Source organism: Myxococcales bacterium, from assembly GCA_016699535.1.
Classification (GTDB): domain Bacteria; phylum Myxococcota_A; class Polyangia; order Polyangiales.
The window spans coordinates 2,301,296-2,327,930 of the sequence record CP064980.1; the positions used below are offsets into that span (position 1 = coordinate 2,301,296).

Annotated in this window: 23 protein-coding genes, 1 tRNA gene and 3 pseudogenes; 17 read left to right on the forward strand and 10 right to left on the reverse strand. The window is 50.2% G+C overall.

All coding sequences use genetic code 11. The annotated features are described in order from the left end of the window. The first annotated feature begins 11 nt into the window (after positions 1 to 11). The 4 genes from IPJ88_10885 (at position 12) to IPJ88_10900 (ending at position 2,796) form a co-directional block, all read left to right on the forward strand. Complete coding sequence (locus IPJ88_10885; GenBank protein ID QQR88742.1) at positions 12 to 803, forward strand: glycosyltransferase family 2 protein; 792 nt, start codon at positions 12 to 14, stop codon at positions 801 to 803. A 226-nt stretch (positions 804 to 1,029) separates the two neighbouring features. Then, entirely contained in the window at positions 1,030 to 1,287 is a 258-nt protein-coding gene (locus IPJ88_10890) for a hypothetical protein (protein ID QQR88743.1), read from the forward strand. 2 nt (positions 1,288 to 1,289) lie between these two features. Continuing rightward, entirely contained in the window at positions 1,290 to 1,853 is a 564-nt protein-coding gene (locus IPJ88_10895) for a hypothetical protein (protein ID QQR88744.1), read from the forward strand. Further along, positions 1,825 to 2,796 (forward strand): radical SAM protein, encoded by a 972-nt coding sequence (locus tag IPJ88_10900; GenBank protein QQR88745.1) that lies wholly within the window; start codon positions 1,825 to 1,827, stop codon positions 2,794 to 2,796. The genes IPJ88_10895 and IPJ88_10900 overlap by 29 nt, the downstream gene beginning before the upstream one ends. Here the strand turns inward: IPJ88_10900 and IPJ88_10905 are convergent. Continuing rightward, positions 2,793 to 4,142 carry an MATE family efflux transporter gene (locus IPJ88_10905; protein ID QQR88746.1) on the reverse strand — a complete coding sequence of 450 codons (1,350 nt, stop codon included), beginning with the start codon at positions 4,140 to 4,142 and terminating at the stop codon, positions 2,793 to 2,795. The two genes, IPJ88_10900 and IPJ88_10905, sit on opposite strands and share 4 nt — an antisense overlap. A 200-nt stretch (positions 4,143 to 4,342) precedes the next feature. Between IPJ88_10905 and IPJ88_10910 the strand changes: the two genes are divergently transcribed. After that, positions 4,343 to 5,539: a DUF1624 domain-containing protein gene (locus tag IPJ88_10910; protein QQR88747.1), complete on the forward strand. Its 1,197-nt coding sequence runs from the start codon at positions 4,343 to 4,345 to the stop codon at positions 5,537 to 5,539. A gap of 206 nt (positions 5,540 to 5,745) precedes the next feature. On the opposite strand, the pseudogene IPJ88_10915 reads toward IPJ88_10910, so the two are convergent. From IPJ88_10915 to IPJ88_10935, 5 genes and pseudogenes are all read right to left on the reverse strand, one after another. After that, positions 5,746 to 6,452: pseudogene (locus tag IPJ88_10915) on the reverse strand (ABC transporter ATP-binding protein). A 13-nt stretch (positions 6,453 to 6,465) separates the two neighbouring features. Then, complete coding sequence (locus IPJ88_10920; GenBank protein QQR88748.1) at positions 6,466 to 8,121, reverse strand: FtsX-like permease family protein; 1,656 nt, start codon at positions 8,119 to 8,121, stop codon at positions 6,466 to 6,468. Beyond that, on the reverse strand, positions 8,118 to 9,719 hold the full coding sequence (gene lysS / locus IPJ88_10925; protein ID QQR88749.1) for a lysine--tRNA ligase: 1,602 nt from the start codon (positions 9,717 to 9,719) through the stop codon (positions 8,118 to 8,120). The genes IPJ88_10920 and lysS overlap by 4 nt, the downstream gene beginning before the upstream one ends. A gap of 2 nt (positions 9,720 to 9,721) precedes the next feature. Continuing rightward, positions 9,722 to 10,869: pseudogene (prfB, locus tag IPJ88_10930) on the reverse strand (peptide chain release factor 2). Positions 10,870 to 11,161: 292 nt separating this feature from the next. Then, positions 11,162 to 11,575: a TIGR02266 family protein gene (locus IPJ88_10935; GenBank protein ID QQR88750.1), complete on the reverse strand. Its 414-nt coding sequence runs from the start codon at positions 11,573 to 11,575 to the stop codon at positions 11,162 to 11,164. Between the two features lie 122 nt (positions 11,576 to 11,697). Here IPJ88_10935 and IPJ88_10940 point away from each other — a divergent pair, with 122 nt between their 5' ends. Continuing rightward, positions 11,698 to 13,830 carry a S1 RNA-binding domain-containing protein gene (locus IPJ88_10940; GenBank protein ID QQR88751.1) on the forward strand — a complete coding sequence of 711 codons (2,133 nt, stop codon included), beginning with the start codon at positions 11,698 to 11,700 and terminating at the stop codon, positions 13,828 to 13,830. Positions 13,831 to 13,898: 68 nt separating this feature from the next. Beyond that, positions 13,899 to 13,970, forward strand: a tRNA-Val gene (locus IPJ88_10945). Between the two features lie 7 nt (positions 13,971 to 13,977). Here the strand turns inward: IPJ88_10945 and IPJ88_10950 are convergent. Beyond that, complete coding sequence (locus IPJ88_10950) at positions 13,978 to 14,769, reverse strand: YihY/virulence factor BrkB family protein (protein ID QQR88752.1); 792 nt, start codon at positions 14,767 to 14,769, stop codon at positions 13,978 to 13,980. A gap of 126 nt (positions 14,770 to 14,895) precedes the next feature. Between IPJ88_10950 and xth (IPJ88_10955) the strand changes: the two genes are divergently transcribed. Continuing rightward, positions 14,896 to 15,669, forward strand: a complete 774-nt coding sequence (gene xth, locus IPJ88_10955; GenBank protein ID QQR88753.1) for an exodeoxyribonuclease III — start codon at positions 14,896 to 14,898, stop codon at positions 15,667 to 15,669. Positions 15,670 to 15,671: 2 nt separating this feature from the next. On the opposite strand, the gene IPJ88_10960 is transcribed toward xth (IPJ88_10955), so the two are convergent. Continuing rightward, entirely contained in the window at positions 15,672 to 16,208 is a 537-nt protein-coding gene (locus IPJ88_10960) for a hypothetical protein (GenBank protein ID QQR88754.1), read from the reverse strand. A gap of 79 nt (positions 16,209 to 16,287) precedes the next feature. On the opposite strand from IPJ88_10960, the gene meaB reads away from it, so the two are divergent. The 7 genes and pseudogenes from meaB to IPJ88_10995 all read left to right on the forward strand — a co-directional run bounded on the left by meaB (position 16,288) and on the right by IPJ88_10995 (position 23,859). Further along, positions 16,288 to 17,307, forward strand: coding sequence for a methylmalonyl Co-A mutase-associated GTPase MeaB (gene meaB, locus IPJ88_10965; GenBank protein ID QQR88755.1), 1,020 nt, complete (start codon positions 16,288 to 16,290; stop codon positions 17,305 to 17,307). A 3-nt stretch (positions 17,308 to 17,310) separates the two neighbouring features. Then, entirely contained in the window at positions 17,311 to 18,489 is a 1,179-nt protein-coding gene (locus IPJ88_10970; GenBank protein ID QQR88756.1) for a thiolase family protein, read from the forward strand. A 44-nt stretch (positions 18,490 to 18,533) separates the two neighbouring features. Beyond that, entirely contained in the window at positions 18,534 to 19,391 is an 858-nt protein-coding gene (locus IPJ88_10975; GenBank protein QQR88757.1) for a 3-hydroxybutyryl-CoA dehydrogenase, read from the forward strand. A 125-nt stretch (positions 19,392 to 19,516) separates the two neighbouring features. After that, on the forward strand, positions 19,517 to 20,527 hold the full coding sequence (locus IPJ88_10980; GenBank protein QQR88758.1) for an endonuclease/exonuclease/phosphatase family protein: 1,011 nt from the start codon (positions 19,517 to 19,519) through the stop codon (positions 20,525 to 20,527). A gap of 175 nt (positions 20,528 to 20,702) precedes the next feature. Next, the gene (locus IPJ88_10985; protein QQR88759.1) at positions 20,703 to 21,488 is read left to right on the forward strand and encodes an enoyl-CoA hydratase/isomerase family protein; all 786 of its coding nucleotides are present in this window, start codon (positions 20,703 to 20,705) and stop codon (positions 21,486 to 21,488) included. 11 nt (positions 21,489 to 21,499) lie between these two features. Next, on the forward strand, positions 21,500 to 22,312 hold the full coding sequence (locus tag IPJ88_10990; protein QQR88760.1) for an ABC transporter ATP-binding protein: 813 nt from the start codon (positions 21,500 to 21,502) through the stop codon (positions 22,310 to 22,312). A gap of 3 nt (positions 22,313 to 22,315) precedes the next feature. Continuing rightward, a pseudogene (locus IPJ88_10995) lies at positions 22,316 to 23,859 on the forward strand (ABC transporter permease/substrate-binding protein). 8 nt (positions 23,860 to 23,867) lie between these two features. On the opposite strand, the gene xth (IPJ88_11000) reads toward IPJ88_10995, so the two are convergent. After that, positions 23,868 to 24,638 (reverse strand): exodeoxyribonuclease III, encoded by a 771-nt coding sequence (xth, locus tag IPJ88_11000; GenBank protein ID QQR88761.1) that lies wholly within the window; start codon positions 24,636 to 24,638, stop codon positions 23,868 to 23,870. A 31-nt stretch (positions 24,639 to 24,669) separates the two neighbouring features. On the opposite strand from xth (IPJ88_11000), the gene IPJ88_11005 reads away from it, so the two are divergent. Together IPJ88_11005 and IPJ88_11010 are read left to right on the forward strand one after the other, a co-directional pair. After that, on the forward strand, positions 24,670 to 25,059 hold the full coding sequence (locus IPJ88_11005) for a RidA family protein (GenBank protein ID QQR88762.1): 390 nt from the start codon (positions 24,670 to 24,672) through the stop codon (positions 25,057 to 25,059). Beyond that, entirely contained in the window at positions 25,049 to 25,681 is a 633-nt protein-coding gene (locus IPJ88_11010) for an OmpA family protein (GenBank protein ID QQR88763.1), read from the forward strand. Before IPJ88_11005 ends, IPJ88_11010 begins: the two co-directional genes overlap by 11 nt. Positions 25,682 to 25,699: 18 nt before the next feature. On the opposite strand, the gene IPJ88_11015 is transcribed toward IPJ88_11010, so the two are convergent. Then, entirely contained in the window at positions 25,700 to 26,611 is a 912-nt protein-coding gene (locus IPJ88_11015) for an SDR family oxidoreductase (GenBank protein ID QQR88764.1), read from the reverse strand. Between the last annotated feature and the right edge of the window lie 24 nt (positions 26,612 to 26,635).

Here is a 26,635-nt window from a genome sequence, read left to right on the forward strand (position 1 = left end):
ACGCATACGATATGACGAAGAGCGAAGTCAAATATAGCATTACAATTCCAGTCTACAATGAAGCATCCAGGGTGGAAGATACGCTAAAATCTCTTTACGACCAGGTAGATAAGGATGGACTGCCGATTGCAAAAGAACACTATGAGGTTGTAATCGCCTATTCGCCATCGCAAGACGGAACGAAGGAAGTTGTGCTTTCCTTTAAGGAAAGGTATCCCGAGTTTAACCTAGATATTGTCGATGTGAAACCAAAAGGTTTAGTGCCAGCGCTTATCACCGGCATGAAGCATGCGATTGCTAAACATTTCGACCCTTTTGCAATGGGTAGGGGCTTGATTCTCTTGCTGACGCATGCCGATTGCGTTCACCAAAATGACTGGCTTTACTACCTTGTGACTACGCTCGAGTCTTCAGATGCAGCGATTTCGGTTTCGAGTTGTTACTACGATCGTCGTCAGTTTCTCTCTCGACCCAGGCTGTGGAGTCTGATTAGCCGCACCATGAATGCACGAGATAAGATCAATGAGATAACAGGCGGACTTCCGGAAGGCCGGGGCTATGCCGTGTATGCCAAAGACTATGTTGAAGCTGGAGGTATTAAAGAATTTTACCAGCTTAGCAATGGTAAGTTTATTGATCACTGCAGTGATGACATGGATTTTGGCGCTGAAATACGGGAAATGGGCAAGTCCATTGTATTTGCCAAGAACTCAAAAGTAAGAGCTGACTCGCGGCGAGTTGATCAAGATATCGCTTTGATGATCAAAGGGCTTACCTATGGTAAGGACGGGATCTTGAGCTAACGAATATTCGCAAAGAACACAAACGAGATAGCCTGAAAGATCTCGACGAAGCAGAACTCAAGTCTTTGCAAGACTATACGAATAAAGATTTCGTGCTTAAGTACATCATTCTGCCTTTGTTTCTTTCTCCTCAACTCTTTGAGAAAAGCGACGTTGAATCGTTTCTTGGGAAGATTTAGCGAATGCGCTTGAGAAGAGAATCCAGGAGATAAAGCTCCAAGAGGGCATGCCAAATTACAGGATGATGCATTCGTACCGCACCGCGTGTTATCGCTTGTACTTTGAGTTTGCTCCGGCGTTGTTTGAGCGGTGTCGACTTGAAATTGATGCTGATTTTGGAGACCTTCCTGAGTATCCTCAAGCAATTCGAAATGTTTCTGAGTTGATGAGCGAACTGGATATCCGGGATTTTTATTATTTTTATTCTGAAGATCGAGAGTCTGGAGAAGTCCACAACTATTTTGGCAACGGGGGAGTGTTTTAGAGATGACTGATTTGGAGACACGAGAATCGCTGACACGTTTCGATCCAGCGTATGCAAAACCCAGCGTTGTTGATTTGTTGCTGAACGATGACCTTCGGCGTTTGCGGGATTTCATTTCTGCTGATCCCTTCGGTTCACACGTTTTTCCTGGTGTTTTGGAAAACTATTCCGAGGAAAAGTACCTTGAAGATATGCATCGATCGTTGGCCAGTGCCCCTGAGTTTCATCTTTGGGGGACTATACCGCTTTGCAATTATCGCTGTAAGTTTTGCCAATTCGCGGTCATTGTTCGTCACCACAACGAAGAGAAAGGTTTGGCCCAATCATCCGATTGGGTTGAAATGAATAAGAAAGAAGCCAAACTTTTAATTGAAAAAGTCCCGCAAATTGCCAAAACTCCTGTTGGTGAATTTAACCTGTTCGGAGGTACTCCGACACAGCTACCCGACAGCGCTTTGTCTGATCTTATTGGGTTTTATTTAGACACTTTTAACTTCCTTCCAAGTTCATCGGTGCGCGTGGAAGGCTCCCGAGAGCATGACAACGAAGAAACTGCGACTGCTTAAGTCGATAGGCGTTAACAAGCTTTCCTATGGCATACAATCCTTTGACAATGAACAGCTAAGGATTTCAGGCAGGAATCACACTGGAGATGAAGCTGTTCGAGTGTATGAAGATGCCAGAAAACTGGGCTTTGACCGTATTTCAGGCGATTTGATTTATGGTCTTCCTGGTCAGTCGGTCGCTTCGTTCCTCAATGATGTTAAGCGATGTGTCGATCTTGGATTGGATACTATCGTTGTGACAAAACTTCATCTTCTTTCATTCAAGGAGACGAATACCGCGATAGCCGGGATTGCTCCGTCGGCATGGGAATCTGCTGCTCGTCGAAAGAAAGTGGAAGAAGATGGGCACCGATGGCCGAGCCTTGGTGAGGTTTACCAAATGCGCGAAGAGGCCGTTAAGATTCTCAATGATGCTGGCTACGATGAGCATCCGACGATGTACTTTCAGAAAAAGGAAACGGGGCCGGAACGCTGGAAGGCGATCATGGTTGATCAAGATAAGCAGTTTCCAGATATTGGTATTGGTCTTGGAGCAAGTCAGCAGAACGACCACTCAACGGCATCGGTTGAGACACACCCCAAGACCTACAGCGAGTTAATTGAACAGGGGCGAATCCCTTTTGGAAGTATTCGGGGCTTTGATGAAGAGGCGGAAAAAGGCAGATTCCTGCAAATGGCTCTTAGCGCCTGTGAGCCTGTATCAGCCGAGGCTTTCGAAGCGAAATTTTCTGAGCCGCTTTTTTCGCTTCCTATGGTGAACGATCTTAAAAAGCTTGAAAAGCATGGATTGTTGACGGTCGATACGAATAGAAAAATCATTACTCTCACGGAAACCGGAAAGACCTTGGTGGAAGCTATTATTCACATCGATTTATCGGATCTTAGTGGCAGCAAAGGGCGCGGAAAACGAAGTCTAGGCTTACTGCAAGCCAATGCAAGCTAAGTGTTTCCAGTAAGCGAAATTTGACGCCACGCTCCGCTATGAAAGCGCCACGCCAGTATCGCAGCAAGCGCGACGAGACAGCAAAGTAAACTTACCATTGCAGCGAGATATCCCCCATTGAATATAATGGCCGAGAAATAGGCAAGCGGTACAAAGAAAAGCCAAGAAAGTAAGATGCGCGCAAGCATGCACCAGAATGTATCGCCCGCTGCACGCAGTGTTTCCCCGTAGCTCATGCTGACCGCATCAAAAACCTGCCAAGTTGCACTTACTACTAGCATTGACGCTCCAATTCGGATCATTTCATTCGAGTCTTGGTCGAACGCAAACCAAAGCATGAGTTGTTCTGGTATGCACAAATAGAAAAAGCCTACAGTAACTTCCCACGCGATTGCTATTAATATAGTGGTTTTTAAAGTAGGCCACACTCGCGATGATTGTTTAGATCCTATGTGTTGTCCCGCAATAATAGCTCCTGCAGAGCTAACGCCAAACGCAGGCATATAGGAGGCGGTATTGATATTAAAGACGACCATTGCAGCGGCCAAAACGGTGGTTCCCAGTTGAGCAACGACGACGCTGATAAACACTGTAAACGCCGCAAATTCCAAGAATAAATTTGTTCCGTGGGGGAGCCCAAACCATAGTACACGCAAAAACTCCGAGCCTTTCATTGTGCGCAATGCCGCAAGATTATATTTACGCTGGTCGAATAGAAAAAAAACAAGCAAAGCGAGAAAGGCGATAATGCTTGCGATGGAACTCGCTATGCCAGCTCCTTTTGCGCCTAAGGCAGGTGCGCCCCAGTGACCTTCAATTAGAAGGAAGTTCAGAAAAACATTGCAAATCATACCGATGAGACCCGCGTTCATGTGCAATCGCGTTTTTCCTAGCCCTGCGTACCAATTACCAATAGCTTCTAGGCCTATCACTGCAAAAGCACCGATAAATCGGTAATACATATAATCTGCTATTTGGAGGCGAACAGACGTTTGATACGCAAAAAGATGCAAAAACCAAGGTAGGGCTGGCAGCAGTGCTATCACTATTAGTCCGGCCTGCGCGCTGAATATCAATCCGTACCAGGCATATCGTGTATTCGTTTGCTTATCATTCCGTCCCGCGAACTGAGCCGAAAAACTTTGCAGAATGAAAGCTGTGCCACAAGGCAGGGTTAGAATTGAAAAAGTATTTACCGATCCCGTGGTTACCGCCGCAAGACCTGCCTCGCCTAACGGGGCACTCATCAATGCATCGGAGAGACCCACTATAGCTTGAGTCGAACGTGCGATGATCATGGGCCAAGCAAGTTTGAGGATCGTGAATAGTAGTGGTGACCGAGTCATAGACGGGATAGGTTCTGTACCGTACAAGCAAAGCCGAGAAAAGGTAAATGGTTTTGCTTTGCAACATGTCTTAGTCGTTGCGTTTTTTAGGCAATTGGTCGCGAATGCCGTGACACGAAATAAAAAAAAGCTATATTGCTAGATATCTGTATTTCAATATTTGAACGCAAATTGCTTTTGCGTTGGTAGTCGTCCAAGCAATGTACGAAGCTTTCTCCTACACCAAATCTACACGTCTGGTTTTTATTGACGTTCTCCGAGGTCTAGCCATTGTATTAATGGCTCTCGACCATACTAGGGAATATTTCGGAGCATTTCCTTTTGATGCCCTTGATCTAACAAAAACCAATTCCGCACTATTTTTTACTCGTTTCATTAGTCATTTATGTGCACCGATTTTTGTTTTTTTATCAGGTGTTAGCGTTTGGCTTTATCGAAAAAAAAGGAAGTTGAATGCAAGGCAGCTTTCTGCGTTTCTATCCAAACGAGGTGCTTGGCTTATCGTTATTGAAGTTACAGTGGTCAATTTTTCCTGGTTCTTTGCGTATCCTCTCCTAGTGCTACAGGTGATATGGGTCATTGGTGTGTCGATGTTGATACTGTCTTTGCTTGTTTTTTGTCCCAGATGGGTTGTTGCAAGTTTTGCGGTACTCTCAATAGCGCTTCATAATTTAGCTGATGGAATCAGTCCTTCAAGTTTAGGTGCCTTCGATTGGCTCTGGATCATACTTCACGTACACGGATCAATTCCCACGCCAGGACTTCCTTTTGCACAAATCGATGTGATTTATCCATTGATTCCGTGGGTAGGTGTTATGGTTGCAGGTTATGTTTTAGCTCCGTTGTTGGTATTCGACGATGGTCGAAAAAATTGGAATTCGTGGTATATGGCAAGCTTCTGCTTAGTTGCTTTTATCCTCCTTCGTGGTTTTCACGGGTACGGTGAACCGGGTTTTTTTCCATCGCATAACGGGAAGTTTTTGGTGGCACGCGGTCCGCTTTACACAACCATGGCGTTTTTGAATACGACTAAATATCCACCTTCCCTTCAATTCCTATTGCTAACACTAGGATTGTTTTTTCTTGCTATCCCTTTGGCTAAGCGCGCACATGGTACTATCGCTGGTACGCTCAGCACGTTGGGTCGTGTGCCTTTCTTTTTCTATGTGCTTCACCTTCCTCTTATTCATTTTTGTTCGATGTTGTGGGTTTATACATCATTCGGACAATGGGACGGACCGCTCTTTACTCATTCCAATTGGCCTGCGGACATCCATGCCAGTCTGTTAAGGGTGTACATTGTGTGGATTGGTATCGTGGTATCGTTGCTCCCACTGTGTACGTGGTACGCACGATTTAAACGTTCCCATAGGTATTGGTGGCTTAGTTATTTGTAGCTGAGACTGGTCCCTTTTAGGTCTCGTTTCGAGTAGAGAGTATGGTTCGGTGGCTGGAAGGCCGTTGCGTTGGTGATGGCTAGACCAAGGAAGGACTACTCGTTCAGGTGAATCGACAATGTGTCTGCCGACATGTATAGGCCTTAGCATAACCAAGCCGAATAGGTCCGGAGAGTGAGTGCTCAGCGGCTCACTGGCCTTTGAGATCAAAGTGCTGAGGTTTTGCGTTCGTCTTTTTCGATGCGGCCGTCGCGCATGTGGACGACGCGAGGCATGCTTGCTGCGAGCTCGCGGTTGTGGGTGACGATGAGGAAGGTGGTGCCGTGCTTTTGTTAAGATCAAAAAAGAGCTTATGCACGGTGTCGCTTGTGGCGGTGTCCAGATTACCCGTGGGCTCATCGGCAAGCACGATATGGGGCTGCATGGTGAGGGCGCGGGCTAGGGCGACGCGCTGTTGCTCGCCACCTGAAAGCTCCGAAGGTCTGTGATTCAAGCGATGGGACATGCCCACGTCGTCTAGCAGGTCCGTTGCGCGCTTTTTTAGCGGGCCTCGAGGGCGTCCAGCAATCAAACCTGGCATCATGACATTTTCTAGGGCATTGAACTCGGGTAGCAGGTGATGAAACTGAAAGACAAAACCGATGCTCCTGTTACGAAACTCCGCTAGCTTTGCGCTCGAGTAGCGCGTGACATCCGTGCCTTGATAAAAGATCTGTCCGGAGCTTGGCAAATCAAGCGTGCCTAAAATATGGAGTAAGGTGCTTTTGCCGGCACCTGAAGGTCCGACCACGGACAGCATCTCGCCTGCATCAACGGAAAGATCCAGGTCTTTGAGAATTTCAAGCTTGAGACCGTCATGCATGAAATGCTTGCTGAGGTGTTCGATGTGTAGCTGTGGGGCGTTTTCGTTCATGGTGAGTTCAAAGTTAGTGTTCGCGAAGCGCATCGACAGGGCGGATGCGACTGGCTAAAATTGCAGGGTAGATGGTGACGAGGATGCATACCACAACCGATGCGATACCGACCAAGAGAAACTCAATGGGGTCGATGTTTACCGGAAGTTTATCGAGATAATACACCTCTGAAAGGTCAACTTGCATGAGTCCGAAGGCACTTAGGGCGGGCAATACAAAATGCTCTGCGAGGAAGCAGATCAAGTAGCCCAGGGACAAACCCATGGCAGCTCCGAATACGCCGATGAATGCACCGGCTAGGATGAATACGTAGACAATGCTTCTATCATCTCCACCCATGGCTTTAAGAATAGCCACCCCGCGTCTTTTTTCTTGCACCATCAAGCTGAGTAAACTGATGACGCAAAAGCTGGCTACCAAAATCGCAATGCCAAGGGTGACGAACATCGCTAGCTTTTCTAAAGCAAGCGCTCCAAAGAGATTGCTGTTTAGCTGTCGCCAATCCTTGATGGACAATGAACGATGCAGCGGAGCAAGCGCTGCTCTGATTTTAGTTGCAATGCTAGGTGCTTTCTCAATGGCGTTAACTTTGCTTTCAATTCCAGAGATGCTGTCGCCTACGCCTAAAAACTTTTGAGCAGAATCCAGCGTCATGTAGATGTGCTTCATGTCGTATTCGTACATGCCGCTATAAAAAATGCCTGCGATACGAAAAGGACGCGTTTTAGGCATCGGTCCGCTCGGTCCCAAATCGCCTCGTGGTGAGACAACGTTGACATCATCACCCACGAAAAGCCTTAGGGCGCGTGCAAGCTCTTGGCCGATAATAAGGCCAGGGAGCACTTCACGAGGGGCAAGCAGGGGCTCCGGAATCATCATGGTATCAAGAATGTCGTCGGTACTAGGAATGTCTGTTTGCTTAGCCAGGTGTTTTTCTTTTTTGAGTGCGCCTTCTTTTTTCTTTTTAGAAGATGAATTGCTGTTTTCGTCACGCTCTTCGTCTTCAAGGTTGAGCAGCTTTTCTGGATGATCGAGGTACTCTAGCTTTCCTGAACGCAATTGGCTGGGAAGGTTGGTGACTTTGCTAAGGGCATCGGTGGACATGCCGCGCAAAAGGGCGCCGCTAAGATTGGTGGCGCTTGAGACCATGACTTCGGCACTAAGGAAGGGTGCAGTTGTTTTGATTCCTTTAACCGAGTCAACACGGTCGATGATAGGCTGCCAGCCCTCAAGTTTTCCGCTCTGGGGGCTGATCACGATATGCGCGGTATTGCCAAGTATTTTTCGTTTTAGGTCGGTACGAAAACCGCCCATCACCGAAAGCGTTGTGGTGAGTGCGCAAGACGATACGGTGACTGCCAACAGAGCCAGGGCGGTGATGGCGCCTAAAAAACCGCTCTTTTTTGCGCGCAAAAAACGTGATGCTACAAAGACGCGAACGTTGATTCGTTCGGCTGCGTTCAGCATAAGCGGGATACTTCGGCGCGCTAGACGGAACAGGACAAGCAAGGTGATGACGAGTCTTGCTAGTGCGGTATAAACCGCCTCGGCTTTGTCGTTGGGTGGCTGAATTGGCCATGTAAGACTTGCGGCAACAAATGCAGCGAGGGCGATGGCATCAAAGGTCCACCAAAGGAAGTACCCTGCTTTTTTTGCGCTAGTGTTCATGCGCGCTCATCAGTCTCGGGCTTGAGCAGGGGAAACAACAAGACATCACGAATGGAGTGCTGTGAGCAAAGGGTCATGACCAGACGGTCAACGCCGAGTCCAAAACCTCCCGCGTTGGGCATGCCGTGCTGAAGTGCGCGAATGTAATCGGCATCGAAATCCATAGCTTCCTCGTCCCCAGCACTGCGGTTTTGCAATTGAGCTTTGAAACGTTCCGCTTGAATGTCTGGGTCGTTCAGTTCGCTAAAGGCGTTGGCAAGTTCTCGTCCTTCAACAAAAAGCTCGAAACGGTCCACCCAACGGGGATCGCTATCATTGGGCCTTGCAAGAGGAGAGACTTCAATCGGGTATTCTGTGATGAACACCGGAAGCGATTTATCCCCTGCTTGGTTACGATAGAGTTGCGTGAGTCGACCTTCGACAAGGTGCTCAAAGAGGAAAAAGACATTTTGACCGTAGCTCTTGCATTTACTAAGCTCGATTTGGGCGCGTTTTTCGAGTGATGCCGTGTTTTTCAAAAGCGCGTTGTTAACAGTGCTTTCATCGAACACGCCTTGCGCACCCAACGCTTCTCTCCAGGGGCCGAGTTCTTGTTCATCGAGTTTTGTTAGGCAGTCCGCGATGCTTTGACGGATGCTTACTTTAGCCCAGTTTTCTGAGAAATCGACGCTGCGCTCGGCGCTGAACTGAGGGAACTTGTCCAGCAGATGCGCATCGACATGCTTAATCATAGCCTCACACAAAGCGATCAAGTCATCGCAATCAGCATAAGCCATGTAGAACTCGAGCATAGTGAACTCGGGGTTGTGACGCGTGCTGATCCCTTCATTGCGAAAGGAGCGACCGATTTCATACACGCGTTCGAGGCCGCCTACGAGCAAACGCTTGAGGTAAAGCTCTGGTGCGATGCGCAGATAGAGCTTGGAGTCGAGGGCGTTGTGGTGTGTTTGAAAGGGTTTCGCTGTGGCTCCCCCACGCAAAGGATGCAAAAGCGGTGTTTCAACTTCAAGGAACTCGCGTTCATTTAGAAATTCACGGAGGGCAGAAACAATTAGGCTTCGTGCTCGAAATACTGTGGCGACGTCTGGGTTGGCAAAGAGGTCGACATAGCGTTCACGGTATCGCTTTTCAATGTCGGTCAGGCCATGCCACTTGGCCGGTGGTGGCAGCTGGGCTTTGCCGATGTGCTGGTAATGCTTCGCTTTGATGGCTGCATCGCCAGTGCGCGTTCGCATCAAGGGCCCCTTCACCAGGGCGTGGTCTGCCAGGTCGAGAGCGGCAAACTGCGAGGCCTCGTTTTCGCTAAGCTCGTCTTTGCGTACCAAGCTTTGCATGTCGCCAAGTGGCGTGCGGAAAACCACAAAAGGGCCGCGTTTGGCGATGATGCGACCGAAAAGCACGAACTGCTCAGCGTCGTCCTTTAGGTCGTGCTCGGTGGGAAGTTTGGCGCGTTCCGCTTCGCTTGTGATTAATGAAAACGCTTTTTTTCGGCTTTCGTTGTCTGCATGAAAGCCGTTGGGGTAAGGAAGGCTTCCTGCCTGCTTTAACGTTTCAGCCTTCTCTTTTCGCGTGGCAATGAGCTCGTCTTCGGTCGCCATGGTTAGTGTGTGCTTTCTTTTTTTCGTGCTTCGTCGCGGTCTGTAACCGCCATTAAATAGGCTTCAATAAAATCGTCTAAATCGCCGTCGAGTACGGCATCGACATTGCCAGATTTGTGTTCGGTGCGTTCATCTTTCACGAGGCGATAGGGAGCCATGGTGTAACTTCGAACCTGGGAGCCAAAGCCGATTTCCATCTTATTGCTGCCGTAGTTTTTTTCAAACGCCGCTTCGCGCTCTTGCCTGGCTTTTTTCGTAAAGGCGTCCTCGCAGCATTTTCATCGCAGTCGAGCGGTTTTTGTGTTGGGAGCGCTCAGCTTGGCATTGCACGACGATATTGGTGGGAAGGTGCGTAATGCGAATGGCTGACTCGGTACGGTTGACGTGCTGACCGCCCGCGCCGCTAGCGCGATAAGTATCAACGCGCAGGTCTTCCGGTTTGATTTCAATGTCGCCGACGTCTTCTTCAAGGTCAGGAACAACATAGACGGCTGCAAAGGATGTGTGCCGCCTGGCGCTGGCATCGTAAGGGCTGATACGAATCAAGCGGTGTACGCCGTTTTCAGCACGCAAATAGCCGTAGGCATAGGGTCCAGAGACTTGAAAAGAAACGCTCTTGATACCCGCTTCATCGCCGGGTTGATGATCGACAATCTCGGTTTTAAACCCGCGGCGCTCACACCACCGTAAATACATACGCATTAGCATTTCAGCCCAGTCTTGCGCTTCGGTGCCACCGGCTCCAGGATGAATGGTGACAATGGCATCAGAAGAATCTTCTGAGCCACTCAGCATGCGAGACAGTTCCATGCTGCGAAGCGATTTGCTCAGCTCGGGAAGGGTGGCTTGAAGTTCATTTAAAACTTCGGGATCCTCTTCGTCGCTGATCATGCTTAGCCACTCTGCAGCATCGGCAATGTTGCTCTGCAGTTTTTCGTAGTTGGCCAAGGTGGCTTCTAGGCCAGCGCGTTTGCGTAAAACGACTTGGGCGCCGTCTTGGTCATCCCAGAAACCTTCAACGCTTGTCTGGGCGTTGAGATGATCGATTTCCGAGCGTAGGCCCTCGAGGTCAAAGATACCTCCCCAGCGCATTCATTCGCTGTTTTAGGTCATCTAGAAGTTGCCGCATCTCACCCGGAGTGGTTGCCATGATAAGCAGGGACCTAGCGCGGGCTCTCCTCCGTGTCAACGCGTCGACACCTATCCAGTGAATGTTACCGAGTGTGCACCGAGACAGAGGGTCCTCATGCTCAAACAGTCCTCGCTTCGCTGCGGAACTGCGCGTGGGGCCCCTCTGTCTCGGTGCTTCACGACCTCTCACCAAAATATGCTTCGTACAGAGCGAACTGTTTTGCATTTCAAGTAGTGTTGCAAGCAGGCAGGAACGAATAGGCGAGGAGAAGGCTTTAGTCTCGCGAGCGCCGTGATAGCTAAATAGTGGTTTATTCCTCGGGAGGCCTGAGGTGGGAGGCGACGAGTTTGTCATACAGTAATGGGCCGAGACTATTCGTCATGAGCGTTTCGACGAGCGCGATGGTGCGTTGTCTTTGAACTTCGTCATCGTAGACAAAACCGATTCCCATGCCAGGCTCTTGTCCGTCTTTGCAGTCTTTTGGTTTTAGTCTCCAATGCACTCGACCCTTGAGGCGAAGTGGCTCCTCAACATTAGGAATAGTAAGTATAAAATGAAAGAGAGTCCCAATCGGCAAAGGACGTTCGGTGCGTATGAAGGTACCGCCACGACTGATGTTGTGCGTGTAGTCTGAAAAAAAAGTATTCAGACTTTGGTATTCCATCTTGAGTTCAATGGGACCGCGTTTGGACCGTCGTCGCTCGTTGGTTGAGTTTTTGGACAAGCTTAAGGGTAGTTTGACCCCACACGGAGGTCAAAGGTTTCAACAGCTCGACACCGAGAGCTTTACGCTGTGACGCTGTTTTTCTTCAATAGTCCTCGATGTTTTCATGAGTGTAAGGCCATGTGCTCTTGAAAACCCGGGCTGAACTGGTATACGCCCACAACCGGGTCAATGAGCGTGCGCATGAGGCATGTCTTCGTCCCGGGAATTTTAGCGATTGGATGGGCACCATGGATAACCCCGAAGTAGTGACAGATGATAACCCCGCCGAGTCAAAACAAGAGGCTCAAGATATAAGCGTTCCTGAGACTCCAGCTACCGAGCTTTCTGCAAATGAGCACTCTGAGCAGTCAAGCGATCAGCCATTGGATGCAAATGTAGCTGATGCGGGCGAATCTCACCTCGAGGCTCAGTCTTCAGACGTCGACTTAGCGATGGACACTGAAGTCAAGCCGCACGCAGAAGATGCTTCCGCGCAGCAGGCGGAAGGCACTACGCAGCAGGCCAAAGCACAAGGCAAGGCCACCAAAGCTAAAAAGAAGCGCAAGAAGAAGAAAGCTGGAGATGGACCCGCAAAAGTTGATGTTCAATCGACGGCTCCTTTTTGGCCGTTGATTCGATCGAAAAAAAGCCGTCATGCTTTTAGTGCAGGAGAAATCGTAGCTGGCAAGGTGACCGAGATTCGAGACGGCGCACTTGTTGTTGATTTGTTTGGCAAAGCGACCGCCTTTGCGTCTCAAGATGAAGCAAAAACCCCGGCCGAGTTGCCCCCGGCCGCGCAATCTGAGCCCCCCGCGATTGAAGCAACTGAACCGGCAACGCCCGAAACAGTTCCAAGCGAAGAGCCCCTAGAGGCGATAGCGCAGCAAGATCACACGAGCGTACCTGGCGCTGCTAGTGATGCTGCCAGCGACACTGTGCAAGAGCTAGAGACTGTGGTTGATCCTGTCCCTCCTGAAGGGTTGCCGCCACACGAGCAAGCGAAAGTTGGTGAGATTTTCAGAGGCCGAGTATCGGTTGTCTCCGAAAGCGGCCACGTTGCCCTTTACAATCGTGTGGTCGATCAAGCTGTTTCCAAAGCTCTTGTAACGCGTGCGCAAACTGGGCACACGACCGTTCCGGGTTTGGTGTTTGGTTATAACCGTGGTGGTTTCGATGTGCTTGTCTACGGCTTACGAGCCTTTTGCCCGGCAAGAGGCATGGCTCTGAAACCGATTGAAAAACCCGAAGAGTTTTTGGGTTTCGTTTTTGATTTTCGAGTTGCTGCAGCCAAAGAAAAGCACAACGACATCGTTGTCAGTCGCCGGCACATCCTGGAAAAAGAAGCCAAAGAGCGTGCCAAGCATGTGATTGAAACTCTGCATGTGGGACAAAGCGTCACCGGGAAAGTCGCGGAGATCCGTGATTTCGGCTTGTTCGTTGATCTAGGAGGCCTTGAAGGATTGCTGCATGCAAGTGAGCTTTCCTACGATCGAAGTGTCACTCCTAAGAACGTGGCAAAGATCGGTGACGATATCACCGTAAAAGTTCTCAAAGTGCTTGAGCCGCAACATAAGAAGGAACGCTACGAGCGAGTTTCACTTTCGCTAAAAGCTCTCGAGCCGGATCCTTGGGATGCTCACAAGGACATCCTAAAAGCAGGAAGTATTCAAAAAGGCAAAGCCACGAAGCTCATGGAGTTCGGTGCTTTTATTGAGCTTGCCGAGCATGTTGAGGGCTTGCTGCATATCACTGAGCTTGGAGATAAACTCGTCCATGCTGATCAAGCGTTAAAGGTTGGCGACGAAGTGGACGTGGTTGTCGAGCGGGTGGACCGCAAACAACGCCGCATTTCCTTATCAAAGCTTACACCCGACGAAGCAAAAGCGATGCTAGAGGCTCAGGCGCAAGGCGAAACCTTGCTTCCACTATCCAAACTTAAGGTTGGCGCACATGTTCCTGTACGCGTCACCAAAAGTGGCCGCCAAGGGCTCGATATTCATGTTGTCGGAGTCGCAGGCAAAAAAGGCCGCGGGTTCATTTCATCCAAAGATATGGGCGGCGCGAGCGCACAGGAGAAAAAAGATCTCTTTGCTGTCGGCGCCGAGCTCGAGGTGAAGATTATTCGCATCGAGCGAAACGGCTTGCTCAAGTGTTCACACCGTGGCTATTTGAACGACGAAGAAAAGCGTGCGGTCAAAGACTATCGTAAAGAATCCTCGAAGCAGAGCTTGGGTACGTTGGGTGATATTTTAAAGGCAAAGCTCTCGAGTTAAAGCTTTTTTTTGGAAATCTGCATCTTGCAGCTTTGCTGCGGCGCTGCTATCTAGTAGCCCATCTCATCGGGCGATTAACTCAGGGGTAGAGTGCCATCTTCACACGGTGGAAGTCGCTGGTTCAAATCCAGCATCGCCCACTAACTTTTACTCTTCCAGGCGCGCTTCGCCGCGTTCTTCGGCCCAGTGATAGGCGAAGGCTGCGCCAAACACAAAGACTTGGGCTGAATAATAAGCCCACAAAAACACCATCGCGATGGTACCCGCCCCACCGTAGGCCGAAAACAAAGCGAGTTTCTGCAGATACAGTCCAGCACCAAAAGAGCCGAGGACAAAAAGGGCAGAAGTCACAGTGGCACCCATGGCTACATTGCGCCATGAGAGACTCTTATCCGGCAGCCATTTGAAAACTAGCAAAAACATAAGGGCAAGCAAAACAAAAGCTGCAACAAGATCCACGCTGGTCTCGGAGTTGAACTGATTGAGCGGTGAGGGCAACCAACTTGAAAAATAGAGCACGAATGTTTTCCATAGCATAACCAGCATCATGACCAGGGCACAAAGACCAACGAGCACAAGGGCAATGACCCTTCGTTTGAGGGCTCGAGTTGTTAACTGATACCAGTGAAGTTCGGTGGAGCGCTTTACCTTCCAAATTTGGTTTAGGGCTACTCGTATTGAAGAAAACAAACGGCTACTCGCAAACAAAAGCACAAGCAGACCGAGTCCGGTGGCCAGGTTTCGACCTTCTGGATGTTGAGCTCGGCGCAGCAATTCCTGCAAATGCGTCGCTGCATCGGTACCAATGTAGAATCGTAGTTGTGAAAACATTTCGGCTTGTACGGCTTGTTCGCCTAAGAAAGTGCCGGCAAAAAGTACAACCGCGATGGCCAAAGGAGAAGCCGAGAGCAGCGCGTAAAAGGCAATCGCTGCGCTCACTAGCGACCCGTGCTGATCATGAAAGCTATGAAAGCTCTTTTTTATCACGCGACAAAAGACCATGTCACCGCAGCTATACCACGACCAATTGATTCTAGCGTAGCTCTGCTGCACAATGCCTCGGTTATGCTTATATATTCATGGAACGTTAATGGTATTCGAGCGGCCTGCAAAAAGGGTTTCCTCGATTGGTTTCAGCACTGCGGCGCAGATATTGTGGGTCTACAAGAGGTGCGCGCGAACGAAGAGCAGATCCCAGAAGAGTTGCGTGCTCCAGCGGGTTGGTATCGTCATTCGGTCAGTGCCGAACGCAAAGGTTATAGCGGCGTGACCTTGTATTCTCGTCAGGAACCCGACGAAGTTCATATCTCGCTTAGTGCGAAGGAATTTGACTGTGAGGGACGCTTGCAAGTGGCGCGGTTCGGTAAACTCTGGGTTGTAAACTGCTACTTTCCCAATGGAAATGGAAAGGACCGTGACAACAGTCGAGTGCTTTTCAAGCTGGCTTTCTATCAGCGCTTGTTTGACTATCTCGAGCCGGCCGTGAAAAAAAACGAGCGCTTGGTCGTTATGGGGGACTTCAATACGGCTCATACGGAAATTGATATTGCACGGCCCAAAGCGAACGAAAAGACAAGCGGCTTTTTGCCCGAAGAACGCGAGGAGTTTTCTCGTTGGCTCGGGCACGGCTACACCGACACCTTTCGGATGTTTACTTCTGATCCGCATCACTACAGTTGGTGGTCACAGCGTGCCGGAGCGCGTGCGCGTAACGTCGGCTGGAGGATTGACTACGTGCTTAGTTCAGATGCTCTGAAAAAGGAAATCACAGGAGCTCGTATTCATCCTGAAATCATGGGCTCCGATCATTGTCCGATTAGTGTCACTATCGCTTCTTAGTTTCAGGAGCAGGTTGAGTTTGAACAGAGTGCGCCGAGGCATCTAAGCGAAAGCATCCCGTCCAACTTCCTCGCGTGTTTGCAAAAGAGCTGCATGAAGCCATCTTCGTCGTGATTAAGTTCGTAGTAGATGGTGTAATATAGGGGCCGGCCTTCCTGCTCCTGCCAGAAAGCAAGCTCGGGGCTGAGCACGTCTTGCCACAGCATGCCTGGCGTCGCGCTGCTTCGAATCTGAATGCTGGGCAACAGGCCTTCGGTCTCGCTTTGAGCGTCATCGAACTCGAACCAGATTACAACAAGATCGTTGTCTTGATTTTGGTACGAGGTCGAGCGCACCCCTCGAAGTATAATTCCAAGACTGTCTCTAAGCTCAATGCTTTGCTGACAACTGAACCCTTCGGGAATAGGGGTATCCTGAGTTAAGGGCCCTATGGCTTGCGCAAGAAGTTGTCCATCAACGTTTTCATCCTCTTTTTCGGGTGAAACGGCTGTGCATGCGCTCAGTACAAGAAGCCCAAGAATGGAATGAAGCGATTTCATGGGCCACCAAGTTAGCACAGCGTTCTGATTCGTCGAGCGAATCCGGGCGGAGCTCTACTAGTCTGTGATAGAATAAGGCATGACGGATCGGATGGTGGCCTTAGCAGAGGAGGTTGTTTCGGGTTCGACACGCGCTGCGGCGCGGGCGATACGGCTGGTTGATGATCGAAGCGAGGGTTACGAGCGCCTGCTCGCTACGCTCTATCCTTACACGGGCAAGGCCATGGTGCTTGGCATTACGGGGACACCTGGCGCAGGTAAAAGTACTTTGGTTGCCGAGCTTGTGACATCGTTTCGCAAGGCCCAAAAAAAAGTTGGTGTGCTTGCGGTCGATCCCAGTAGTCCTTTTTCAGGCGGAGCAATTCTCGGTGACAGGATTCGCATGCAGGATCATTTTTTGGATCCGGGGGTATTCATCCGTTCCATTGCTACGCGAGGTGCGCTGGGTGGACTTTCCTTTTCCGCTTTGGACTTGTCCCGTGTGCTTGATGCTTTTGGTTGCGAGGTGGTGATCGTGGAGACCGTGGGCGTCGGACAAGACGAGCTGGATATTGCGCGCTTGGCTGATACAACGGTTGTGGTGAGTGCGCCTGGCCTTGGCGATGACATCCAAGCCGTTAAGGCTGGTATTTTGGAAATCGCCGACGTGTTTGTAGTGAACAAGAGTGACAAGCCTGGTGCAGATGCTGCAGTTGCCGATCTTGAACACATGGTAGCGCTTGGTTATGAAGTAGACGATGCTTTTAAAGCGCATCATCACGGCACAGCGCCCTTGGAGCCAAACAAAGCCAGATGCAACAACACGAACTGGGAACCTGTCATTATCAAGACCGTTGCAGCCACAGGGCAGGGCGTAGACGAACTAATGAATGCCGTTGGGGCTCATCAGCGGTTTTTGTTTGATACAGAGCCTGGAAAGCAAAAACGGCGGGAAAAACTAAAGGAACAGATGGGCTGGTTACTGGAACAGTCTGTTTTAACTCGAGTGCGTTCTTTATTGCAGACTGAACTTGACGAAGAAGTTGAACGAGTCTTGCAGATGAACGAGGATCCCTACACGGTAGTCCGTGAAATCACCGATAAGTTTTTGAGGAGGTGAAGCGTGAGTAAGCAGGTTTACATCGTTGGCAGTGCAAGAACACCGATAGCTTCTTTTTTGGGTAGCTTATCTTCTCTTACGGCGCCACAACTAGGAGCTACGGCGATAAGGGCAGCGCTTGAGCATGCAGGTCTCTCTGCAGATGCCATCGACGAATGTTATATGGGTAATGTGCTAAGTGCCGGAGTTGGCCAAGCCCCCGCACGTCAAGCTGCAAAAGGGGCGGGACTGCCGAACAACGTGCCTGCGACGACTATCAACAAGGTGTGCGGATCGGGGTTGCAATCAATCATCATGGGCCAAAAAGCGATTTTGCTGGATGATGCTGAGTTAGTGGTTGCTGGGGGCATGGAATCGATGAGCAACGCGCCTTATATTTTGCCCAAAGCACGCTCCGGCTATCGCATGGGTAACGGCGAGGTGATCGATACCATGGTGCACGATGGTCTTTGGGATCCCTACGGCAACATGCACATGGGTCATGCCGGTGAACTTTGTGCTAGAGAATGTAACTTTAGTCGGCAAGTGCAAGACGACTTTACAAAACAGTCTTACGAGCGTGCACTTCACGCGCAAACACAAGGCTGGTTTAAAGAAGAAATCGTGCCAGTCACCGTGACGGATCGCAAAGGCGATACGCTGGTATCCGAAGATGAAGAGCCAGGGCGAGCGCGACTGGATAAGCTTTCATCACTAAGGCCTGTGTTTGATAAAGATGGCACCATCACGGCAGCAAACGCTTCGTCTGTGAACGATGGCGCTGCCGCGGTTGTTTTGGCCAGCGAAGAGGCTGTCAAGCGGTACAAGTTACAGCCCCTCGCGCGTCTTGTTGCATATGCAGGTCATGCTCAGGCTCCAGAGTGGTTTACCACGGCACCGGTTGGCGCCACCGAGAAGGTATTGGCGCGCGCTCAGATGAAGGTTGACGATATTGATTTGTTTGAAATCAACGAAGCCTTTGCCGTCGTAGCGCTTGCTTGCATGCAGAAATCAGGCATTGATCCTGAAAAGACCAACGTGTTTGGCGGAGCTGTAGCGCTTGGTCATCCGATTGGAGCCACCGGGACGCGCTTGGTGGTGACCTTGCTTTCTGCGCTCGGGCAGCGGGGCAAAAAGCGAGGCCTTGCGACCTTGTGCATTGGCGGCGGTGAAGCCTTGGCGCTCATAGTCGAGCGTGTGTAACGAAAAAGAGATAACGCAACAACATAGCTAATCTGGAGGCGGAAGTGGATATCAAAGTGGTAGGCGTTTTAGGCGCAGGACAAATGGGTCGAGGCATTGCTCAAGTGACAGCGCAGGCTGGCTGCAACGTGTTGCTGCTTGATGTGGATCTTGCGCATGCCAAGCAAGGGCATGAACGAATTGGCAAAGACCTGTTGCGGCTTGTGGATAAAGGTAAAATGCAATCGGCTGAGCGTCAGACGATTTTGCAGCGCATAACGCCTAATCAGGATCTCAAGGTGCTTAGCGAGGCCGACCTTGTCATCGAAGCTGCTACGGAGCAGCAAGTCATCAAAGAAAAGCTTCTTAGCGATGCGGACAAAGTGATGAAGCCCGAGGCTCTTTTAGCCAGTAACACTTCTTCGATTTCGCTGACCAAACTGGCGGCTGTCACGTCGCGTCCGGACAAAGTCATTGGTATGCATTTTATGAATCCGGTGCCCGTGATGAAGCTTGTTGAAATCATCCCTGCGATTCAAAGTTCCGAAGAATGTGTTCAGACGATTAAGCAATTCGCGGCACGCTTGGGCAAAATGGTCGTAACCTCGAAAGATTCGCCCGGCTTTTTGGTCAATCGCATGTTGATGCCGTTTATTAACGAGGCGTGTTTTGCTCTGCAAGAAGGCCTGAGTAGTCCAGAGGAAATCGATGAGGGCGTGCGTTTGGGCCTCAATCATCCGATGGGACCTCTCGAGCTGGCTGACTTTGTGGGCCTCGACACGGTGCTCTACATTGCCGAGGTGCTTCATCGCGAGCTTGGTGACGATAAGTACAGACCCGCAACGATTCTGAGGAATTACGTGGCTGCAGGCTGGCTTGGCCGTAAAGCGGGACGTGGGTTTTACAACTACACTGAAAAGTAAAATAAATATCACCTTTCAATTGTGAATTAATATGCTAATTTCATATATTGGGGGATCTTTCTACGTTTGGCCTACTGAACAGGACTTCACTGCGCTTTGCGCTTAGCACCTGGCTTGGTGCATGGATGGCTACGTCCGGGCCTAATTTGCAACTCTTTGATTCGGGTGCTGCTGTCGCAGTGGCTCCCGGTGCTGACCTTTTGGCTACTCAAGAAGCTGGCGAGAGCTACGAGCTCAAGTTGCTCAGTTACAATATCTTCCTGCGGCCTGAAGTTGTCGATTGGATCCTCGGTTCGCGGGACCGGGCCGATTGTCGAGCGGCACCGCTCGCGGATGTTATCAAGCAAGGCGATTTCGATATTGTGGCGCTTCAGGAAACACAGCATCAGCCTGCTTGGGATAAGTTGGATCACCGTTTGGGATCCAGCTTACCGTTTCGCTTAACTGGGCAGCCTTCAGCTTTTGCCTGGGCGGATACACGTCCGGTTAATGGCGGAAATTCTCTGCTGAGTCGCTATCCAATTGAGCGCTTTTATACAGAATCGTATCGCAACTGCACCGCATCGGATTGCTTGGCGCGTAAGGGTTTTGTGCACGTCCTTATCAAAGTCGCACCCGACTTTAAGGTGAATGTGGTTGGCACGCACCTTAATAGCGGAAGTTCCATGCTTGCATGGCGCGCGCGTCGCAAGCAGCTCATTCAACTCGGTAGCTACTTGAACCACGAAGCACTTATCAAGGCATGGCCCACGGTGTTGCTTGGAGACCTTAACGTTGATGCGGGTCAGGGAGCAGATGTCGAACGGCACAAAGAAGCGATGGCTCAGCTGGTGATTGATGGTCTTGGTCCACCCCGTGACCCCTTTGGTGTGGCGTATGAAGATGACGCTGCACTCGAGCTTGCCAACAGTCGAAACTGCACGGGAAGTCGTGTTATTCCGTGTAAGAGCCCGAACGACCAACGCTTTTCGGATGAAAGGCGGCGTTTAGACTACGTACTCGTTTGGGATTCCGGCGATTACGAAGTTGAGGTCATGCAAAAGGATATCTTTAGCTACAAAGATACGGAGTGTGGAACACGCTATTTGAGTGACCACCAAGCGCCCTTTACGCAGCTTCGTTTCCAGAAGCGATAAAAATGGCATGTTTTCAGCGTTCTGTGCTCTACGAGCTCTTCAGCTTAGAACTACTCAAGGGCTGAAAATTTAGGTATTGTTCGCCCACGGGACTGCGTTAGACGAGTTTCACTAGCCAGTGTAGCGGCAGTTCTTGATGGCTACGCCTGTCCCAGAACAAGTAAAAGGATACCTTATGACTTCAGCGAAGTTTATTCAAAAAGAGCAACATAATGCGGTAACAGTTGTTACAATTTCTAGACCAGAAAAACTTAATGCGTTGAACCGTCAGGTTGTAACGGAACTGTATGAGATGGTTCAGGAAATATCCGGGAACAACGAAACGCGTTGCATGATTCTTACCGGAGCAGGGGATCGCGCTTTTATCTCCGGTGCTGACATCGCCGAGATGCAGGCGCTCAATCCCGGTCAGGCCACGGCCTTTGCCCAAATCGGACACAACTTGGTAGCCGCCCTTGAAAGGCTTTCTTTTCCAGTCATTGCTGCTGTCAATGGTTTTGCGCTTGGTGGGGGATGTGAGCTGGCTTTAGCCTGCGACTTTATTTACGCCTCGGATCGAGCGCAGTTGGGACAACCGGAAGTGAATCTCGGAGTGATTCCTGGCTTTGGAGGTATTCCGCGGCTTGCAAGGCGGGTGGGTATCGCAAGGGCGCGCGAACTGGTCTACACCGGCCGCTCCGTTGCTGCTGATGAAGCTCTACGCATTGGTCTCGTGAATGCCGTGTTCCCCTCTGCTGAGCTTATGGAAAAAACCATGAAAGTAGCGCAATCGATTGCGTCCATGGGGCCTTTGGCCATTCGCGCGGCTAAGCAGGTCTTGCGTGATGGTGAGGATAGGCTATTAGGAGATGCCGATGCGCTTGAAATACGGGCGTTTGCAGAGTGTTTTTCGACCGAGGATCAGCGTGAGGGCATGGCTGCCTTTATTGAAAAGCGCAAACCGAAGTACCGAGGAGAATAAGGCCACCATTCATGATTGTCTTGGAAAAGCTCAGTTGCCGCTTCACCGAGCGGAGACTGACCTCGCGCACGCCTGCTAATGAAGTTTTAGCGGTCGATAATGTCTCCCTAACGGTCGAAGAAGGTGAGATGTTGGTGCTCTTGGGAGGGTCGGGTTCTGGGAAAACCACGACGCTCAAAATGGTTAATCGCCTTATTGAACCAAGCTCCGGACGCGTGTTGCTTGATGGGCAAGATGTCTCGGAGTTTGAGCCGCACCTTTTGCGGCGCCGCATCGGTTACTGTTTTCAGCAGATCGGATTGTTTCCGCATATGACTGTAGCCGAAAACATCGGCATCACACCAAAGCTTCTGGGTTGGAGTCCTGAGCAAATCGGTTCGCGCATTAATGAAATGCTCGACATGGTTGAATTGGTACCTGATGAGTTTCGAGACCGGATGCCCGAACAACTCTCTGGCGGACAGAAGCAACGCGTGGGCGTAGCGCGTGCGATGGCTGCTAAACCACGTGTTATTTTATTTGACGAGCCTTTCGGCGCACTTGACCCACTTACCCGCGACAAATTGCAGCAATCGATACAACGGATCCGAAAAAAGCAAAACCTAACCTCATTTGTAACCCACGATATGGTCGAGGCTTTGATCCTTGCCGATCGTATTGCCGTTATGAATGAAGGCAAGCTTGTTCAAATAGGGACCCCACAAGAGCTTCTGAGCCGGCCGGCTGATGACTATGTGGCACAGCTTATGGCCACACCAACGCAGCAAGCCGACGCCATTGAGGATCTGCTCGAACAAGCGCGGCGCATGGAGTCTGGTTCATAAATCGTGGCTGATTTATTCCGAGACTTGCCCCGCAATCTAACTGGGCATTTACAGCTTTCGATATTGGCTTTGTGCCTGGGAACGGCTCTAAGCGTGCCTTTAGGGGTTTGGATAGCGCAACACAAAAAGTGGCAAAGTGTTTTTCTGGGCGGAGCCAGCGTGATCCAAACGATACCGACCTTGGCCTTGCTCGCCGTGATGGTCCCGACCTTAACCTTGCTTGGTACCTTTACGAGTCGCGTGTTTGGTTTTGCATTACCGAGTTTTGGTTTTGTTCCAGCGCTTATCGCGCTCACGCTTTACAGTATTTTGCCAATTCTCCAGAACACGGTGACCGGCCTTTCAGGCGTACTTGCCGCGTTGGTGCAAGCCGCTAAAGGCGTGGGCATGACTCCGGCGCAGCGACTCACGCAGGTTGAACTCCCGTTGGCGATGCCTGTGGTGGTTGCAGGCATTCGTACCGCTACCGTTTGGGTCGTCGGCATGGCAACGATTGCTACGCCGATTGGTGCTCCAAGTTTAGGAAATTACATTTTCAGTGGCCTTCAAACGCGAAACACACCAGCAATTTTGTTTGGCTGTGTTAGTGCTGCACTCTTGGCTCTGCTTTTGGACGGAATTATTAGTTCGCTTCAAAAGGGCATTCGACTCGGACAACGCCTTCGGGTGATCGTGGCCCTTGCGGTGTTGCTAGTGCTTGGCGCTTATGCGCTCGGTGCGGCTCTCTTTTCCGGTGCGAGTGCCCAAACAAGACCTATACGTGTTGGTGCAAAGACTTTTACAGAACAGTACATATTGAGTGAATTGTGAGCGAGCAAATTCGCAGAAGCACGGACAAGCCCGCGCGCGATTCGGTCATTGGGCTCAACAGTGGTGTTTGACGCACAAAGTCAGGAGACATCGATGTCTATGTCGAGTATTCAGGAACTTTGTGGACCACCGCGCTTGGGCACAGCGAAGCGCCCCCCAAAAGTGAATGGCTTCCCCGTATCGAAAAGGAACTAGCCAAAGATCACGGCATCGTCGTCTTGGGCGAGCTTGGTTTTGAAAACGCCTATGCCTTTGCCATGAACGAAAAGCGGGCGAATGAGGAGGGGATTCAGAGCCTTTCTGATTTGGCACGAATTGCTCCTCGCCTTCGTGTTGGTGGGGACTACGAGTTTTTTTCTCGCGAAGAGTGGAGAGCAGTGCGGCGAGAGTACGGCATGCAATTTCAAGACCTAAGAAGCATGGATCCTGCGCTGATGTATCAAGCCATCCAAAGCGATCATCTCGATGTGATCGCTGCTTACACCACCGATGGCCGAATCGCCGAGATGAAACTAAAGCTTCTTGAAGATGACAAGCATGCTATCCCACCTTACGAAGCGTTGCTCTTAGCCAATGCAGCTTTTGCGAGAAACAACCCTGATGCGGTGGATGCTTTAAAATTACTCATTGGAGCATTCAGTACCGAAATGATGCAACGCTTAAACTTCTTGGTGGATGGAAAAAAACAAAACATCGGACAAGTCGCTCGTTTATTTTGTGATAGCCTGAAGCAATAGATAAGGCTTCAATAGTCAAACTCAGCAATGACAGGCGCATGATCAGATGGCGATTTCCCTTTGCGTTCATTGCGGTCAATGCTGCTTGCGGTGCACACGTCCATCAGAATGGAGGTTGCAAAGACAAAATCGATGCGGACCCCATTGCCTTTGGGGAAAGCAAGTTCTCGATAGTCCCACCAGGAATAAAATCCGCCTTCCGGATGATGTTTGCGAAAAGTATCTTTTAGTCCCCAGTTCTGAATTTTTTCTAAAAGCATGCGCGCTTTTGGGTCGCACAAAACACTCTGCTCCCATTTTTCCGGGTGAGCGACATCGAGTGACGACGGCGCGATGTTAAAATCACCGCACACAAGCAAAGGCTTGCTGGGGTCGCAATGCTTTTGAAGATAGTTCGCGAAACGTTCCAACCACTGTAGCTTGTACGCGTGTTTATCCGATCCGACTTCGCTGCCATTCGGAACGTAGACACTGATGGCATCGAAGTTTGCAAAGCCTACGTGGATAAGGCGAGCCTGCGGATCGTCTGTGCCGTCATCCATCCCTCGCTTTTTGATGGTTCCTTGCTCACGGCTTAGGATGGCGACGCCATTGTAGGTAGGCTGCCCGTAGAGGGCAGCGTGGTAGCCCAGCTCGGCGACTTCTGAACTGGGAAAGACCTTCTCGATGCCCTTGAGTTCTTGCAGGCATAGAAGATCTGGGCCTTGGTTTTCAAGCCAGTTGAGCAGACGCTCTTTTCTGGCCCGCACTGAGTTCAGGTTCCACGAAGCTACTTTCATCTTTTGTGTTTTCCGAGTAAAACAACCGGCTATGCAACGCAAGGTTATTCAAACAGATAAGGCACCTGCTGCCATTGGCCCTTACTCGCAAGCTGTCCGCACGGGGAAGCTGCTTTTTGTTTCCGGACAAATCCCGCTTCGAGTGGGTGCTTCGGAGTTAGTCGATCCGACGGATGTCGGGCTTCAAACCCGTGTTGTTATGGAAAATATTGGAGAAATCTTGAAAGCTGCAGGCCTGACTTTCGAGCACGTCGTCAAGTCGACGATTTTTCTCACGGATCTTGCTAATTTTTCTGAAGTCAATGAGATTTATGGAAGCCATTTTAGTACCTACAAACCTGCTCGGGCGACTGTTCAGGTTGCTGCTCTTCCGAAGGGCGCAAAAGTAGAAATAGAGGTAGTTGCGAGTGATGATGACTAAAATGATTTTTTCTCTTTGCTTTGGCTTACTTTTCTTTTGCGTCGCTTGTGGAGGTGCCCCGAGTGCTCCTTCCGATATCGATAAAGATGGCATTCCTGACAAAATGGACAAATGCCCCAAAGACGCCGAAGACGATGACGGTTTTCAAGACGATGATGGTTGTCCCGACCCTGACAACGACCAAGATGGCATAGCGGATGCGAAGGATGAATGTCCTATTGCACCGGGTTCACCGGAAAATGACGGCTGCCCTGAATACATTCGCATCGAAGAGGGTGCCTTGGTTACTCTTCAAGGCATTCGTTTCAAAACAGGCGAGGCCGAGCTTCTTCCGGAAAGTGAAAAGGTACTAAGCGAAGTCGTTGCCGTTCTTAAAGTCAACCCGCAGTTAGGCCGACTTCGCATTGAAGGCCATGCCGATGATCGAGGCGAGGTGCCCTTTAATCTTGAGCTATCTGAAAAGCGTGCCAAGAGTGTACAAGATTGGTTAGTCGGGCGCGGCGTGGAAACCGAAAGGCTTGATGTGCGCGGATACGGTGAAAGCCAACCTATTCAAGACAACACAACACCTGAAGGCCGTTTTGCAAACCGTCGTGTTGAGTTTCGTATTCTATCGCGTTGAACTAACACTAGTTTTCGTTTAAGAAAGTCCTGAGCCATTCGGCTTGTTCTTTGCCCTGCTACCTGCGTTGCCATTCCTTGAATTATCAAGGGATAGTCCTGCGTCATGGCGCCTTGGCATTAGAGCAAAGCTCGGCGCCTCGGTGGCTCCAGACTTTCTTAAGCGAACACTAGTTTCAGGGGCTGCATTACGCATTAGGGTTGCTTGCATACGAAAGCTCAAAAAACGAGCCAAGGTCACGATGAGCTTGTTTTTGGCGCCAGTGACGACTACGGGCTTTTTTTGTTTGCCAAGGGCACTCAGCGCCTCTTTTACGACTTGTCCGGGACTTTGCGTAATGCTTTTGGGTGGAAGTTTGTTTGGGTCGCCGCCTGCACGATCAAAAAACTCGGTGGCGGTCGAGCCAGGGCACAGCGCCATAACATAAACCCCTCGTTTGCGTTGCTCCTCCCAGAGCGCTTGGCTAAGTGATACGACAAAGGATTTGCTTGCGCCGTAAAGAGCTCCCCCAAAAGGAAAGGGTAAAAATCCAAGCACAGATGCCAAGTTAATGAGCGCATCTCCCCGCTTGCTCTGCTTTAAAAAAGCATGTGAAAGTTTTAGCAAGGCATCACAGTTAACTCGATACATGAACTCAAGTTCGTCCCATGCCGTGTCACTAAAGGCGCCGTACACGCCAAGCCCTGCATTGTTTACGAGAAGATCATAAGACTGACCTGTAAGTTCTTGGCATACTTTTTCTATACCAGCTGCGTTAGAAAGGTCGGCTACCAGTATTCGATGACCTTTCCCTGGTAGAGTGTTTTTTAACTCGTTAAGTCTGTGTTGGTTTCGGGCCACCAAAGTTAGTTCGTAGCCTTGCGTAGCAAGCTGTTCGGAGAAGCTCTTACCAATACCGCTCGAAGCACCTGTAACTAATGCTCTTTTCATCAACACTGATTACCTGAAGCACCT

Coding starts and splice junctions, on each gene's coding strand:
- IPJ88_10905 (QQR88746.1), bottom strand. CDS start 4,142: ATGACTCGGTCACCACTACTATTCACGATCCTCAAACTTGCTTGGCCC.
- IPJ88_10985 (QQR88759.1), top strand. CDS start 20,703: ATGACTTCAGCGAAGTTTATTCAAAAAGAGCAACATAATGCGGTAACA.
- IPJ88_11005 (QQR88762.1), top strand. CDS start 24,670: ATGCAACGCAAGGTTATTCAAACAGATAAGGCACCTGCTGCCATTGGC.
- IPJ88_10910 (QQR88747.1), top strand. CDS start 4,343: ATGTACGAAGCTTTCTCCTACACCAAATCTACACGTCTGGTTTTTATT.
- IPJ88_10885 (QQR88742.1), top strand. CDS start 12: ATGACGAAGAGCGAAGTCAAATATAGCATTACAATTCCAGTCTACAAT.
- IPJ88_11010 (QQR88763.1), top strand. CDS start 25,049: ATGATGACTAAAATGATTTTTTCTCTTTGCTTTGGCTTACTTTTCTTT.
- xth (QQR88753.1), top strand. CDS start 14,896: ATGCTTATATATTCATGGAACGTTAATGGTATTCGAGCGGCCTGCAAA.
- IPJ88_10900 (QQR88745.1), top strand. CDS start 1,825: ATGACAACGAAGAAACTGCGACTGCTTAAGTCGATAGGCGTTAACAAG.
- IPJ88_11015 (QQR88764.1), bottom strand. CDS start 26,611: ATGAAAAGAGCATTAGTTACAGGTGCTTCGAGCGGTATTGGTAAGAGC.
- IPJ88_10890 (QQR88743.1), top strand. CDS start 1,030: ATGCCAAATTACAGGATGATGCATTCGTACCGCACCGCGTGTTATCGC.
- IPJ88_10895 (QQR88744.1), top strand. CDS start 1,290: ATGACTGATTTGGAGACACGAGAATCGCTGACACGTTTCGATCCAGCG.
- IPJ88_10990 (QQR88760.1), top strand. CDS start 21,500: ATGATTGTCTTGGAAAAGCTCAGTTGCCGCTTCACCGAGCGGAGACTG.
- meaB (QQR88755.1), top strand. CDS start 16,288: ATGACGGATCGGATGGTGGCCTTAGCAGAGGAGGTTGTTTCGGGTTCG.
- IPJ88_10920 (QQR88748.1), bottom strand. CDS start 8,121: ATGAACACTAGCGCAAAAAAAGCAGGGTACTTCCTTTGGTGGACCTTT.
- xth (QQR88761.1), bottom strand. CDS start 24,638: ATGAAAGTAGCTTCGTGGAACCTGAACTCAGTGCGGGCCAGAAAAGAG.
- IPJ88_10960 (QQR88754.1), bottom strand. CDS start 16,208: ATGAAATCGCTTCATTCCATTCTTGGGCTTCTTGTACTGAGCGCATGC.
- lysS (QQR88749.1), bottom strand. CDS start 9,719: ATGGCGACCGAAGACGAGCTCATTGCCACGCGAAAAGAGAAGGCTGAA.
- IPJ88_10980 (QQR88758.1), top strand. CDS start 19,517: ATGGCTACGTCCGGGCCTAATTTGCAACTCTTTGATTCGGGTGCTGCT.